The sequence below is a fragment of the Pseudomonas sp. HTZ2 genome (assembly GCF_033173945.1).
GTDB classification, from domain to species: Bacteria; Pseudomonadota; Gammaproteobacteria; order Pseudomonadales; family Pseudomonadaceae; genus Aquipseudomonas; species Aquipseudomonas guariconensis.
The window spans coordinates 3,734,467-3,748,015 of sequence record NZ_CP137332.1 but is presented as its reverse complement, the minus strand read 5'-3'; the positions used below and the strand labels follow the sequence as shown (position 1 = coordinate 3,748,015).

Below are 13,549 nucleotides of genomic sequence, written 5' to 3'. Positions count from 1 at the left end.
GGGCCGTTTCAGTCTTTGAACGCCAGTTCCTGGCGCTGCCCTCCTTCGAGCAACTCGAAGCGATACTCACGCCCTGGCTGCTCGGGGAACTTGCGCGTCACACCGGGCAAGAGGTGATGCTTGGTGCCTGCAACGCATTCGGTGCCGTTTCTAACGCAATGTCGGAAGTTGTCCAGCACCACCGTACTGTTGCCCTGGTTGGCCACCACGAAGTCCGCGCCCTCCCGATGCTTGGGCGTGCGAAAGTGCGCGCCTTGTGGGCGAACGAACAGCAAAGTGCCATAGCCTGCCAGCAATTGAACGCCGGCCTTGAGGGTATCGCTGTACTGTTTGGCCTCTTCCTCGCTGATGGCGAAGCCATCGTTCTTTTCCGGCAGCACAGGCACGAAGCGCAGGCGGAAGTAGCGCTCCTTGTCGCGCTCACCGCGATACAGCAGGCGCACGGCCTGCATGCCGCGCGCCGGCACGATCAGTCGTGCGGGGCTGGCGATCACGCCGCGCTGCTCCAAAGGCAGTTGCTCCAGGTCCACTTCCTTTGGCACCCCGTCTGCCCCGTAGACCAGCTCGGCGACGCTGACCTTTACGAAGGCCGTGGCGTCCCCGCCGTTGTAGATACGTTTGAGCAGGGTGCTCTTGCCATCGTCCAGGTAGTCGTAAAGACCGCCGACGTTGAGCTCGGGGCCTGCCTTGGCCACCAGTGGTACCAACAACAGCGCCAGACACAGCGATTTGAACCCGTGCATTTTCAACCTCCGATTTGCTAAGCACATCCTTGGCCTGCGGCCTCGATACCGCAGGCCGCATCTCATGAATCACCTTTGGGTGCGTTGCCTCGATCGGCCAGACTGCTGGTGCGGCACACTTGGTCGCCCGCCAGCAGCACATCCCCTTCACGCTTCAAGCTGCTCACCGGCAAGCTGAGCAGGCAGCTCACCGCACCGGCCTGGCGAATTTCCAAAGTCGGCGTGGAATGGCTCATTTCCACCGAGAAGAACCCATCGACTTCACTGACACCGCGGCTGGCATGGTTGATGACATGCGCGCCACGCATGGGTTGGCCTTTCTCGTCGAGCAGCCTGCCAAGCACCGTGACCGTTCGCATCACATGCAACTGGCGGTACTCCACGCCCCCCCGGTTGAGGTGATAGTCCAGGCTCGACGGCTGAATGACAGCAGCCGGAGCATCGTCACCGTCGAAATCGAACTGCACATGACCTGACTTGAACGCCGTGACTGGGATGATGTTGCGACCTGGACGCAAATTGGCGCTGCTGCCCTGCTGGTCATCGGCGCGCAGTTTCAGGCCATCGACATCGGAGTCCACATCCACGATCAGACCCGCCTCATGTGTCAGATACTGGCCGCTCATGGCCATCTTGCCGCCACCGAAGGCCGTGATGCTCTGCAGGTTCAGGCCGGCGCTGAGCTTATTGTTGAGGGTCGAGGTTTGCGCATATGCATCCCCGTACAGGCTGTCGCTTTGCAGTTGGGCATTGCCGCCGAAACCGCTGCCGTAGCGGTCGACCGTCGTGCTGATGCCCAGGCTTTGCACAGGGCCTGCGTCCACATCCTGCTGATAGGAGATCGACGCGTGCTGGTCGCTGCGTCCATCACGGGAAGTACGGCTGCCCAGGCTGGCAGCGATACGCTTGCCTGGCCCGCCCAGGTTCATGCTCAGCGTCAGGTTGACGCCACGGCTGCGCGCATCGCCGCTGCTGGCGGTACCGGGGCGGTCGAACACCGAAAGACGCCAGTTGGTTTCCGAGCCCAACATCTTCCCGAAGAACGCCCAGCCCAAGTCGATGCCCGTACCACTGGCCGAACCTGAGCTGTGGGACAGACGCAAGGTGGCACTGCTGCGCTGGGTGACCCGGTGGCTGAGCGACAGGCTCGACTGACTGCGTTGCTCCTGCCGGGACGCCTCGCCTCGATGGGTGCGGCCGGTCTCGACCCACGACTGACTGTGACTGAGGACCATAGAGCCTTGGGCGTAGGACTGGATGAGCTGCATGTCGTAGCCCGTGCCACGATCCTCGGTGTAATTGACGTTGCCATAGAGTTTCAGCCGTTCCAGGACATCCCAGTCCAGCGAGGTGCCGTACTGCAGCGCCTCGTCCACTCGCTGAGCGGACAGACCAAGCACCGCACGCGGATGCAGCAGGTAATTGCTCATGACGCCGGCGCCGAAGCTGTCCTGACGTTCATAGCCCCAGTTGTTCAACAGGCTGGTTTGCTGCCCCAGGTAGGCGTTGTAGCGCCAGCGGCTTTCTGGGTTGCGCCAATTGGAAGGCTTGTAGATGAACGCCTCGGTACGCGAGGTCTCCTGACCGTCTTCGAGCAGACGCACTTCCACCTCGTAGATGCCACCAGGCAAAACGCGGGTATCGAGGGTTTGCAGACCCGGCTGTACCGGCTGGCTGTTGATCAGCACGCCGTTGCGGTAAATCTCGACGATCCCCTGGCGATTGGGCGTGACATAGATCGGCGTGGAGCTGGGCTGGCCGTTGTCGATCAGCAGACTGTCACTGCTGCCGAACATCACCCCGAGCGTGGTATCGGGCGCGTTACCCAGTAACGTGGGCTGACGCGTCAGGCCCTGGGCGCCCGGGGTGAAGTAACCCAGGCGGAAGAAATTCTGTTCGAGCAGACGCTCGGCATAGAGCTGGTCCATGCGATAGCGTGTGCCCGCCTGGCTTTGGCTGACACGGTCGGCCTGGGCATCGGCGACCGCGGTCCAGTTGCCCAGACTGCCTTGGCTCTGGAAGGCGACGCGGCCGGTGGTGTCGTCACCATCATGGACAAGGTTGAGCTGGTTACGCACCAGCAAGCCCATGCTGCCGCCTTCGGGCATCTTGTGATAGCGCAACTGTTGCGCATTGTTTTCGGCATTGGCCGTGACCAGCGAGAGCTGGGAGTTGGCCAGGCTGTAATGGATGGCCTGCAATCCATCTGGGCAGTTGCGGGTGCAGTCTCCGAGCAGGCGCCCGGCCTGCAGACGCTCCTGCCATTGACGCCGGACCACAGGCGACTCCCGGCTTTCCTGGGTATCGGTGAACTCGAGCAGTTGCACGCGTTCGTCGCGGGTCAGGATCACCATGGCGTCGCCCAGGTAGCGCCCATCGAGCTCGACGCGAACCGCCAGCGGCACGTCGAAAAAATGCGCCTCGAACTCGCGCGGCAACCCATCGAACTGGCGAACCACCGAAGGTGGGACCTGAGATTCGGCCCAGGTCTGCAAGGGCATCAGGCAGGTGCTACAGACCAACCAACCGCGCAGACAACGGTGAAGTGCAATGAAATGGAACATGACTCTTTCCGCAGGCAAAGCCTACCCCTGCCACTCGAAGAGCATCGAGCAGCGGAGGGAGGCAATGAAGAGGGAGTGCGGTGTGCCGCAGAGAGGGATCAGGCGCCGCCTGGAGCTTCGCTTTCGAACATCATGTTGACCATGCCCTGGTAGGAGCCTGCCTTGTATCCACCGGCTGGTTTCACCGCGCTGACCACGAAATCCATGGTGGTGCCGGCAGCGGCCTGCTCCTTGGTCAACAGCGGAACAGGCGTAAGACCCAGCGCCTTGCCAGCCAGGGTGACGTTCAGGCCGAATTTGTCGATACCGCTGACGACCTCTGGCTGGTTGAGCAGGAAGGCGGTCACTGGACCGATGGTGCTCTTGGCCTGGAACTGACGACGAATTTCGCTGAAGTCCTCACGCTGCGGGTTCCAGGTAAGCGCTTGCGGATCGTCCATCCAGTTGCCGACTGGCTCGACATAGAACTTCTCGGTCGGTACCTGGGCAACGACCTGGACCTGCTTCTCGATCGTCTCGGCGGCTGTCACCGAACCTGCCGCCAGCGCCAGAAAAGGGATAGCCAGAAAACGCGCTTTCATTCCATTCATCTCCTTGAAAAATCTCAAATGTCATCTCGGCAATTCGCCGCTGACGGAGTGAATTATCGACATGCGCTGTACGTGTATATGCAGGACCGCTCCGAGCGTACTGTGGAAATTTCAGACGGCACTCAGCCTGGAAAACCGTGGGTTGGCATCCTTGCCAATTGATGCTCCAGTTGCATCATCATTCGGCGTAGCGCCTGGACATCGCTGCGCAGGCGCTCGACATCCAGCGGTTGCGCCGCACAACTGCGCTCGAGCTGTTCGCAGCGGTCGTACAGTCGATCAGCCCGGGCGATTCTCGCCCCGCCCTTCACGCGATGGGCCAGCTCCGCCAACGCCGACGCATCGTTGCCCACAGCCTCCAGGCGCTGCAGGTCTTCTCGGTTACTGCTGCGCAGGTCACCCAGCAAGGCCTTGAGCGCAGCCTGGTCCCGGTTGACCAGACGCTGCAGGTGTTCGAGGTCGAGCATGGGCTGCTCTGCGTTTTGCTGGCGCATGCCATCGGCCAGTGCCCGTTGCAGGCTATCCAGGCCGAGGGGCTTGAACAGGCAATCATCCATGCCCACGGCACGACACCGCCGGCGCTCGCGCGTCATGGCGCTGGCCGTCAGGCCGATCAAGCGACAGCGCGACCTGCCGCTGCGACGCTCATGTTCGCGAATGGCTCGGGCCAAGGCATAGCCGTTGAGCTGCGGCATGTTGCAGTCGCTGATCACCACATCGAAGTGCTCCTTGAGCCACAAACGCAGTGCTTGCGAGCCATCCTCGGCCACCCGGGCATGGTGACCGAGAAAGTCCAGTTGCTGGGCCAACAGCAGGCGATTGGCCGGATAATCATCGACCACCAGTACCCGCAAGCGCAGTTCCCCCGCCAGGTCCGGAGGCGCATTGGCGGGCAGGGCCTGCTCACGCTCAGGTGCCAGCGCCAGGTCAAGGTTCAGTTCCACGCGCGTTCCCTGCCCCAGGACGCTATGCAACTTGAGGTCGCCGCCCATCATCTGGCAGAGGCTGCGGCTGATACCCAGGCCAAGGCCGGCGCTACAGCGGGCCGATTGACGCTGATTGCTGGCCTGGCGGAAAGGCTGGCCGAGCGCATCCAGCTCTGCTGCATCGATGCCGATACCGGTGTCCTCGACATGCACCTCGACCAGCAGCCTCGTTTCATCCTGCAAGGCCCGCACCCACACCCGCACATGCCCTTGGGCCGTGAACTTGACCGCATTGCTCAACAGATTCGCCAGCACTTGCTTGAACCGCAGCGGATCGAGCATCACCTGCGTATCGACCGGACCTTGCGTGTCCAGGAGCAACTCCAGCCCTTTACCCTTGGCCTGTTGGGCAAAAAGCTGCACGACCCGGGCAACCTGCTCATCCAATCGAACCCGCTCAAGCACCAGTTGCAGGTGCCCGGACTCGATACGCGTGATATCGAGTATGTCGCCGATCAGCTCCAGCAGGCCGCGTGCCGCATCGCTGGCAACCTCGATGGCCAGCCGATCGAGTACCCCTTGGGCCGCCTTGCGCTGGGCCAGTTCGAGCATGCCCTGCACCGCATGCAAGGGCGTGCGGATTTCATGGCTCATGGTGGCCAGGAAGTGGGTCTTGGCCTGGTTGGCTTGCTCGGCGTCCTGCTTGGCACCCCGTAGTTGCAGGTGCAGGCGCCGCAGATAACGCACCCACAGCAATGCCATGGCCAGCAATACGACGATCACGGCAAAGCCTGCCATCACCTTGGCCCGGTAACGCGGCCAGTTGCCGTCGGCGACGATCATGGGGTTGCGCCAGCGGCGCACCAGCGCGTCGATTTCCTGTGGTGCCAGGCTGAACATGGCCTTGTTGATGATGCCTTGCAGCTCTGTCGCGCCGCGAAGGCTCGCCAAGGCGAAATGCACAGGCGGCAGTGCCAGGCTAGCGCCGATCTTCAAGCGTCCCGGGTACCAGCGGATGATCAGCGGCCGGGCGTCGTCAAGTGACAGCACGGCAGCGGCGGCCTTGCCTTTGGCCACGGCGTGCAGCGCGTCCAAAGGGGTTGCGACGTTCAACTGACGAAGCTTCGGATGGTGCTGTCGCAGTTCGTCCTGCACAGCGCTGCCCTGGACCAGCGCCAACCGCTGCCCCTGCAACTGCGCAAGCGCTGTCGGCGCCTGGGGTTCATCGCGCGTCACCAATACCCGCGGTGCACTCAGGTAGGCACGACTGAAGCTCAAATATCGGCGCCGTCCGGGGCTATCGGGCAAGCCGGCGATCAACTGCGCCTGCCCCTGGCGCAGTTGATCGATCATTCGCTCGATGGTACCGCCAGGCCGAACATCGAACTGCAAACCGGTACGACGCTCGATCAACTGCAGGATGTCCAGGCTCATGCCTCGCCAGTTGCCGTTGGCGTCGTGATAGCTCAACGGCACCAGATGCTCATCGGCCAATACCGTCACGCGCGGGTTGTCGCGCAGCCAGAGTTGCTCGGCGACACTCAATTGCAGAGGCTCGGGATGGTGACTGTCGATCAACGTGGGCCGCCAGCGCTTGCTCACCTCAAGGCGCTGGGACACCGAGAGGCTGTCCAGAGCGATATCGATCAGATCCGCCAACGGACTGGCGCCCTCGGCCATGGCAAAGCCGAGCATCTGCTCAGGCAGACTGGCACGCCCAACCTCCTCGAAGCCACCAGACTCATTGCGCCCCAGCACATAGCGCACACCCAGCGCGCTGCCCAGGTAAAGGTCCGCCTGGCCAAGCGACAGCGCGGCCAAGGCGCTCGCCGGCGAAGGAAAGGTTTGCAGTTGGGCCTGGGGAAAGGCCGCCTCCACCTGATCCGGTGCACGGTAGCCGTCGACCATTGCCAGCCGCACAGCCTGTGTGGTGTCCAGGGGCGCACGCACGCTCGGCGCCAACAAGGTGGGCGCATCGCTGACATAAGGGCGGGACAGCCGCAAGCCCTGGGCCTTGGCCTGTTCCAGTGTCATCGAGCCAAGCAGGTCGATATCCCCCTCGCGCAAGCCTTTGATTGCACCGTCCAAGGACGTGTACACCTTGACCTTCACCTGTAGCCGCAACTGTGCAGCCAACAGGCTGGCGTAGTCGGCGGTGATACCTTCGAAAGACAAGCCTGTGCCCAGAATTTCGAACGGCGGGTTCTCTCGATCGATCACCCCAAGGCGCAAGGTGCGGCGCTCCCACAACCAACGAAGCTGTCGATTGTCCAGGTCCGGCCGCGCACCTTCGGAAAAGGGATGCGTGTTGAGTTGTGGAGCACCATGGGCGACGGAGACGGCGATGCAATACAGCAACGCCGTCAGTAAAAGACGTAAGGGCACGGAGAAATGTTCTAGATGAGCTGATTGCGGCGAGCGAGGTCGGCCAGCTCGATCAACGAGCTCACCCTGAGTTTTTCCAGCAAACGTGTCTTGTAGGTACTGACCGTTTTGTTGCTGATCAGCATCAATTCACCAATGACCTTGTTGCTCATGCCACGCGCCAAGTACTGGAAAATGATCACTTCACGGTCGCTGAGCGCAGCGATGCGTTGAGCTTCGGTGGTGATCATGTCCTTGTGGTTGACGGAGCTGTACGACACATCCGGGAAATAACTGTACCCAGAGCGCAAGGCCAGCACGGCCTTGCTCAGCTCATCGAGATTGTCGCTCTTGGACAAAAATCCCGACGCCCCTGCCCGCATACATCGCAAGGAAAAATAGTCGGCCAGGTGCGAAGTCAGCACCAAGACCTTCGGTGGCTGTGGCATGTCCCGAATCCGGAGCAGAACCTGCAGGCCGTCCATGTCGGGCAGCACAAGATCCAGCACCACCAGATCCGGCATATGCTCGCGCACCAGGCGCACGGCATCGACGCCGTTGTCTGCCTGGCCGACCACCTCGAGCCTATCCTGGCGAAGCTGCATGCTCACACTGGAACGGATGAAGGGGTGGTCGTCCACGATCACAACTTTCATGGAGTGTCATCCTTTACAAATCAGCAGTTGGCCTTTGCAGAAGTCCGATAGTGGCCAATTGACTATCACTGGATCTATTGTTCGCTGATTGACGCATATGAATAGTCGGACACCTCCCAAACGTAATAGGAAACATCCGCTTGGCGTGTCAGACGAAACCTACATCCAAGCATCAGTCATGCAACGGGCTTCAACGTGTAAAAGCGCCCCATGAGGTCGTCAATCGGCCTTGCCGGAAGTACGGGGTCGAAGCGGGAAGTGTGGGCAATCTGGCTTACCTTTTTAACGAGACTGGTCCCAATGAAACTGCGAAACGTCCTATGGGATTGTGAAATTTCTCATAGCCAATAAAAACGCCCCGACTGGCGGGGCGTCATTGGCAGAAGCAAGACCTTAGTGGGAAACCGCGCCACTGGCCCCCAGACCGGTCTGCGAACGGACGAACTGCGGGAAGAACAGCGCGCGCTCGTCTTCGGCAGCCTTGGACTTGTCGGTCACCGAGAAGAACCAGATACCGGCAAAGGCGATGAGCATGGAGAACAGCGCCGGGTACTCGTACGGGTAGATGGCTTTTTCATGGCCGAGGATTTGCACCCAGATGGTTGGGCCAAGGATCATCAAGCCGACCGCGCTGACCAGGCCCATCCAACCACCGATCATGGCGCCGCGGGTGGTCAGCTTCTTCCAGTACATCGAGAGCAGCAACACAGGGAAGTTGCAGCTGGCGGCGATGGAGAAGGCCAGGCCCACCATGAAGGCGATGTTCTGGTTCTCGAACAGGATGCCCAGGCCGATCGCCAGTACGCCCAGGGCGATGGTGGTGATCTTCGACACACGGATCTCGTCCTTGTCGTTGGCCTTGCCCTTGCGCCATACGCTGGCGTACAGGTCATGGGACACCGCCGAGGCGCCGGCCAAGGTCAGACCCGCCACTACCGCCAGGATGGTGGCGAAGGCCACTGCGGAGATGAAGCCCAGGAACACGCTGCCGCCTACGGCATTGGCCAGGTGCACCGCCGCCATGTTGTTGCCGCCGATCAGGGCGCCAGCAGCGTCCTTGAAGTCCGGGTTGGTGCTCACCAGCAGGATCGCGCCGAAGCCGATGATGAAGGTCAGGATGTAGAAGTAACCGATGAAACCGGTGGCGTAGAGCACGCTCTTGCGCGCTTCCTTGGCGTCGCTGACGGTGAAGAAGCGCATCAGGATGTGCGGCAGGCCGGCAGTGCCGAACATCAGCGCCAGACCCAGGGAGAACGCCGAGATCGGGTCCTTGACCAGGCCGCCCGGGCTCATGATCGCCTCACCCTTGGCGTGGACCTTGATCGCCTCGGAGAACAGGGTATTGAAGTCAAAGCCTACGTGCTTCATCACCATCAGCGCCATGAAGCTTGCGCCGGAGAGCAGCAGCACGGCCTTGATGATCTGTACCCAGGTAGTGGCCAGCATGCCGCCGAACAGCACATACAGGCACATCAGGATACCCACCAGAATCACCGCGACGTGGTAGTCCAGGCCGAACAGTAGCTGGATCAGCTTACCGGCACCGACCATCTGGGCGATCAGGTAGAACGCCACGACCACCAGAGAACCGGAAGCCGACAGCGTGCGGATTTCCTTCTGCCCGAGGCGATAGGAAGCCACGTCGGCGAAGGTGTACTTGCCCAGGTTGCGCAGGCGTTCGGCAATCAGGAACAGGATGATCGGCCAGCCGACCAAAAAGCCGATCGAGTAGATCAGGCCGTCATAGCCGGAGGTGAACACCAGCGCGGAAATCCCCAGGAAGGAGGCTGCCGACATGTAGTCACCGGCAATCGCCAGGCCGTTCTGGAAGCCCGTGATGCGACCGCCCGCGGCATAGTAGTCCGAGGCCGACTTGTTGCGCTTGGAGGCCCAGTAGGTAATACCCAGGGTAAAGGCGACGAAGGCGACGAACATCGCGATCGCCGAGACGTTGAGCGGCTGCTTGTGCACCTCGCCGGTCAGGGCATCGGCGGCCCACACGGCGGGTGCGAAAGCGCCGCAGGCCAGGACGGCCAGGGCTTTGGCTTGGCGGATCATTGTTGCGCCTCCTTGAGGATCTCTTTGTTCAGCTCATCGAATTCGCCATTGGCGCGGCGCACGTAGATAGCGGTCAGGACAAATGCCGCAACGATCAGGCCGACGCCCAAGGGAATGCCCCAGGTGATCGACGAGTCAGGGCTGAGTTTGGAGCCCAGGATCTGCGGGCCATAGGCGATGAGGAGGATGAAGCCGCAGTAGAGACCGAGCATGATCGCCGAAAGAATCCAGGCGAAACGCTCGCGCTTGGTGACCAGTTCCTTGAAGCGCGGACTGTTCTGTATCGATTGGTAGATGCTGTCGTTCATTGTTTTTGTCCTAGCAGCAACGCAAATAAGGGAGAACCCGCCCTTACTTTATTCTGCCGATGGACACCAACCAGACGACCTTAGTCTTAGATGCAACGGTGTTTTACAGATTGCGTAACAAATTCGCGGGTAAACCCGCTCATACAGGCCTGTGCAATACCTGTAGGAGCGGGTTTACCCGCGAAAACAGCAGAGTCGACTACAGAGTCTGATTACTTGCCGGTCCACTCCTTCACGCGCTCTGGGTGCTTGGCAACCCAATCCTTGGCCGCGGCATCGGGCTTGGCACCTTCCTGGATGGCCAGCATGACCTCGCCGATCTCATCCTTGGACTGCCAGTGGAAGTTCTTCAGGAACTCGGCCACTTCTGGCGCCTTGGTCGCCAGTTCCTTGCTGCCGATGCTGTTGACGGTTTCGGCGGCACCGTACACACCTTTCGGATCTTCAAGGAACTTGAGTTTCCATTTGGCGAACATCCAGTGCGGCACCCAGCCGGTCACGGCAATGGATTGCTGCTTGGCGTAGGCGCGGCCCAGTTCGGCAGTCATCGCCGCGCCGGAGCTGGCCTGCAGTTTGTAACCGTCCAGGGCGTAGTCCTTGATGGCCTGGTCGGTCTTGAGCATCACGCCGGAACCGGCGTCGATGCCAACGATCTTGTGCTTGAAGCTTTCATCGGTCTTGAGGTCGGCAATGCTGGCAGCCTTGACGTACTCCGGCACGATCAGGCCGATCTTGGCATCCTTGAAATTAGGGCCGTAGTCGACCACCTTGTCCTTGTTCTTGCCCCAGTATTCCCCATGGGTGACCGGCAGCCAGGCCGACAGCATGGCGTCGAGCTTACCGGTGGCCACACCCTGCCACATGATGCCGGTGGCGACGGGTTTGAGGTCCACGTCATAACCGAGTTTCTGCTTGATCACTTCGGCGGCCACATAGGTGGTTGCCACACTGTCGGACCAACCATCCACGTAACCTATGCTTACTTCTTTGGCCATTGCCTGTGCAGCGCTCACGGCCAAAACCAGGGCTGTCCCCACACCCAGGAAACGTCGCATTTTTGTAAACGTAGCCATCAAAGCATCCCCTCGTCAGGTCTCGGAAGTTGCATCATCATCCTCACACCATAGCCGACCTGCTCTGAGCACGACCTTTACCGACCGATAAACGACAGCAAATCGCCATCAATCACTGAGCCATCATGCGCCCTGCGTGATCCTTGCATGGTGAATGCTTGATCTAGAGCGTTTGCGGCTATCATCTAGCCCTTTGCACCTGACGACGGACCGCCCGATGCCCAGCAGCACACGCCTTCTGCCCCTCTACCTGATCGCCTGCTTGTTCGCCCTGATCGGGCTCGGGTCGCTCTGGTACGGGCTTGGCAAGCCTGTGCACCTGCCCGATGCGGCCAGCCCTACGCACAAATTGCAGTGCGCCTCCTATACGCCGTTCGACAAGGACCAGTCGCCGTTCGACCAACCCTTCCGCTTGCGTCCGGCCCGCATGGACGCGGACCTTGCGCTGCTGGCCGAGCGATTTGAGTGCATCCGCACCTACTCGATGACCGGTCTCGAGGCCATTCCGGGCCTGGCGCGCAAACATGGGCTGAAGGTGATGCTTGGCGCCTGGGTCAATGCCAACCCGGTGGACACCGATAAGGAAGTCGACGCGCTGATTGCCTCGGCCAACGCCAATCCGGATGTGGTCAGCGCCGTGATCGTTGGTAACGAGGCATTACTGCGCAAGGAAGTGACCGGCGACCGCCTGGCTGGCTTGATCGCTCGGGTCAAAAGCCAGGTGAAGGTACCGGTGACCTATGCCGACGTCTGGGAATTCTGGCTGCAGCATCCGCAGATTGCACCGGAGGTGGATTTTCTCACCATCCACCTGCTGCCCTACTGGGAGGACGACCCCCGCGGCATCGACGATGCCTTGGCCCATGTGGCCGATGTGCGCCGACAGTTCGGCGCACGCTTTGCCCCCAAGGACATTCTCATCGGCGAGACCGGCTGGCCCAGCGAAGGGCGCCAGCGTGAAACCGCCATACCAAGCCGAGCCAACGAAGCACGCTTCATCCGTGGTTTCGTTGCATTGGCCGAAGCCCACGGTTGGCGCTACAACCTGATCGAAGCCTTTGACCAGCCCTGGAAGCGCGCCAGCGAGGGAGCAGTTGGCGGTTACTGGGGGCTGTACGACGCCGACCGTCAGGATAAGGGCGTGCTCGAAGGACCGGTGAGCAACCTGCCGTACTGGCCGCAGTGGTGGCTGGCAGGTGTGCTGCTGTTTGCGGCCACCTTGCTGCTGGCTGGACGACCTGGCAATCGGCACGCGGCCACGCTGCTGCCGCTGCTGGCCGCGCTGGGCGCGGCAAGCCTGGGGTTGTGGGGCGAGCTGGTGCGCACGAACGCACGCTTCACCGGCGAGTGGGTGTGGGCAGGATGGCTGGCCGGGCTCAACCTGGTAGTGCTGGCCCATGGCGCGCTGGCACTGGCCGCTCGCGGCGGCTGGCGCGAGCGTCTGTTCGCCTGGCTGGAACGTCACGCCCGATGGTGGCTGCTGGCGGCGGGTTTCGCGGCGGCGGTGAGCATGCTGGCGATGGTGTTCGACCCGCGTTATCGCAGCTTCCCAACGGCGGCACTGGTGCTGCCGGCAGTGGTCTACCTGGCGCGCCCCGTGGCGGCGCCCAGGGCTGAGATCGCGTTGCTGGCGCTCATTGTAGGGGCCGGGATCGCACCGCAGTTGTTCATCGAAGGAGTGAACAATGTCCAGGCGTGGGGCTGGGCGGTTGTCAGCGCGGCGATGGTCGCAGCGTTGTGGCGCAGTCTGCGCAAAAACCAAGAGGTGCCTTCACGGTAAACCCGCTCCCGCAACGCCCGCGGTGATTCGTACGGGAGCGGGTTTACCCACGAACAAAATCCCGGGTCTAGTTCGCAGGCTGCCGAACCAACCGCAACCCCGCCAGCACCACCGCGAATACTGCAATGCTCGCGGTATACAACACCAAAGCAGGAATCCCGAACAACAGCCCCAGCACCGCCAGCCCCCACCCGCCCCGCCCCGGCACCCACTGCGCCAGCAGCGAAATACCCAGCGCGCCCCAGGCCAGTACCTGATGATGGATGCCCAATCCCAGCAACGAGCGGGCCTGGCATTGCCAGTACCCCTGCGCCGCGCTGCACAGCCCGACCCAGCGGGCATCCTCCATCAGCCCGTAACGCACTCCATAGCTGGCCGCCAGCCACGCCGACAGCAACAGCAGGAACAGGGCGATGGGCAACGAGCGGGCCATGGGAACTCCAACGGGTTGAAAACAAACGCCAGCATAAACGCCCGTGCCTACCTT

At 61.6% G+C, this 13,549-nt stretch carries 10 protein-coding genes; 1 reads left to right on the top strand and 9 read right to left on the bottom strand.

Translation table 11 applies throughout. The features are described 5' to 3' along the window. Window positions 1-8: 8 nt before the first annotated feature. The 8 genes from R6G97_RS17370 to R6G97_RS17335 form a co-directional block, all read right to left on the bottom strand. Window positions 9-743 carry a molecular chaperone gene (locus R6G97_RS17370; RefSeq protein WP_317847268.1) on the bottom strand — a complete coding sequence of 245 codons (735 nt, stop codon included), beginning with the start codon at window positions 741-743 and terminating at the stop codon, window positions 9-11. A 62-nt stretch (window positions 744-805) separates the two neighbouring features. After that, entirely contained in the window at window positions 806-3,307 is a 2,502-nt protein-coding gene (locus R6G97_RS17365; protein WP_317847267.1) for a TcfC E-set like domain-containing protein, read from the bottom strand. Window positions 3,308-3,405: 98 nt separating this feature from the next. Next, a complete protein-coding gene (locus tag R6G97_RS17360) occupies window positions 3,406-3,888 on the bottom strand; it encodes a CS1 type fimbrial major subunit (protein ID WP_043206633.1) in 483 nt (160 codons plus the stop codon). A gap of 131 nt (window positions 3,889-4,019) precedes the next feature. Then, a complete protein-coding gene (locus tag R6G97_RS17355) occupies window positions 4,020-7,208 on the bottom strand; it encodes a transporter substrate-binding domain-containing protein (protein WP_232092069.1) in 3,189 nt (1,062 codons plus the stop codon). Between the two features lie 11 nt (window positions 7,209-7,219). Further along, window positions 7,220-7,843, bottom strand: a complete 624-nt coding sequence (locus R6G97_RS17350) for a response regulator transcription factor (protein ID WP_043206634.1) — start codon at window positions 7,841-7,843, stop codon at window positions 7,220-7,222. A 393-nt stretch (window positions 7,844-8,236) separates the two neighbouring features. Then, a complete protein-coding gene (locus R6G97_RS17345; RefSeq protein WP_043206636.1) occupies window positions 8,237-9,901 on the bottom strand; it encodes a cation acetate symporter in 1,665 nt (554 codons plus the stop codon). Continuing rightward, the gene (locus R6G97_RS17340; protein WP_043206637.1) at window positions 9,898-10,209 is read right to left on the bottom strand and encodes a DUF485 domain-containing protein; all 312 of its coding nucleotides are present in this window, start codon (window positions 10,207-10,209) and stop codon (window positions 9,898-9,900) included. The genes R6G97_RS17345 and R6G97_RS17340 overlap by 4 nt, the downstream gene beginning before the upstream one ends. A 212-nt stretch (window positions 10,210-10,421) precedes the next feature. After that, complete coding sequence (locus tag R6G97_RS17335; protein WP_043206638.1) at window positions 10,422-11,282, bottom strand: glycine betaine ABC transporter substrate-binding protein; 861 nt, start codon at window positions 11,280-11,282, stop codon at window positions 10,422-10,424. 217 nt (window positions 11,283-11,499) lie between these two features. On the opposite strand from R6G97_RS17335, the gene R6G97_RS17330 reads away from it, so the two are divergent. Next, complete coding sequence (locus tag R6G97_RS17330; RefSeq protein WP_182816182.1) at window positions 11,500-13,062, top strand: glycoside hydrolase family 17 protein; 1,563 nt, start codon at window positions 11,500-11,502, stop codon at window positions 13,060-13,062. A 67-nt stretch (window positions 13,063-13,129) separates the two neighbouring features. Here the strand turns inward: R6G97_RS17330 and R6G97_RS17325 are convergent, their stop codons facing one another. Further along, on the bottom strand, window positions 13,130-13,495 hold the full coding sequence (locus R6G97_RS17325; RefSeq protein WP_043206640.1) for a hypothetical protein: 366 nt from the start codon (window positions 13,493-13,495) through the stop codon (window positions 13,130-13,132). Window positions 13,496-13,549 lie beyond the last annotated feature (54 nt).

What these genes read in the sequence shown, in the direction of transcription:
- R6G97_RS17370 (WP_317847268.1), bottom strand. Translation starts at nt 743, where the DNA reads ATGCACGGGTTCAAATCGCTGTGTCTGGCGCTGTTGTTGGTACCACTG.
- R6G97_RS17365 (WP_317847267.1), bottom strand. Translation starts at nt 3,307, where the DNA reads ATGTTCCATTTCATTGCACTTCACCGTTGTCTGCGCGGTTGGTTGGTC.
- R6G97_RS17360 (WP_043206633.1), bottom strand. Translation starts at nt 3,888, where the DNA reads ATGAAAGCGCGTTTTCTGGCTATCCCTTTTCTGGCGCTGGCGGCAGGT.
- R6G97_RS17350 (WP_043206634.1), bottom strand. Translation starts at nt 7,843, where the DNA reads ATGAAAGTTGTGATCGTGGACGACCACCCCTTCATCCGTTCCAGTGTG.
- R6G97_RS17345 (WP_043206636.1), bottom strand. Translation starts at nt 9,901, where the DNA reads ATGATCCGCCAAGCCAAAGCCCTGGCCGTCCTGGCCTGCGGCGCTTTC.
- R6G97_RS17340 (WP_043206637.1), bottom strand. Translation starts at nt 10,209, where the DNA reads ATGAACGACAGCATCTACCAATCGATACAGAACAGTCCGCGCTTCAAG.
- R6G97_RS17335 (WP_043206638.1), bottom strand. Translation starts at nt 11,282, where the DNA reads ATGGCTACGTTTACAAAAATGCGACGTTTCCTGGGTGTGGGGACAGCC.
- R6G97_RS17330 (WP_182816182.1), top strand. Translation starts at nt 11,500, where the DNA reads ATGCCCAGCAGCACACGCCTTCTGCCCCTCTACCTGATCGCCTGCTTG.
- R6G97_RS17325 (WP_043206640.1), bottom strand. Translation starts at nt 13,495, where the DNA reads ATGGCCCGCTCGTTGCCCATCGCCCTGTTCCTGCTGTTGCTGTCGGCG.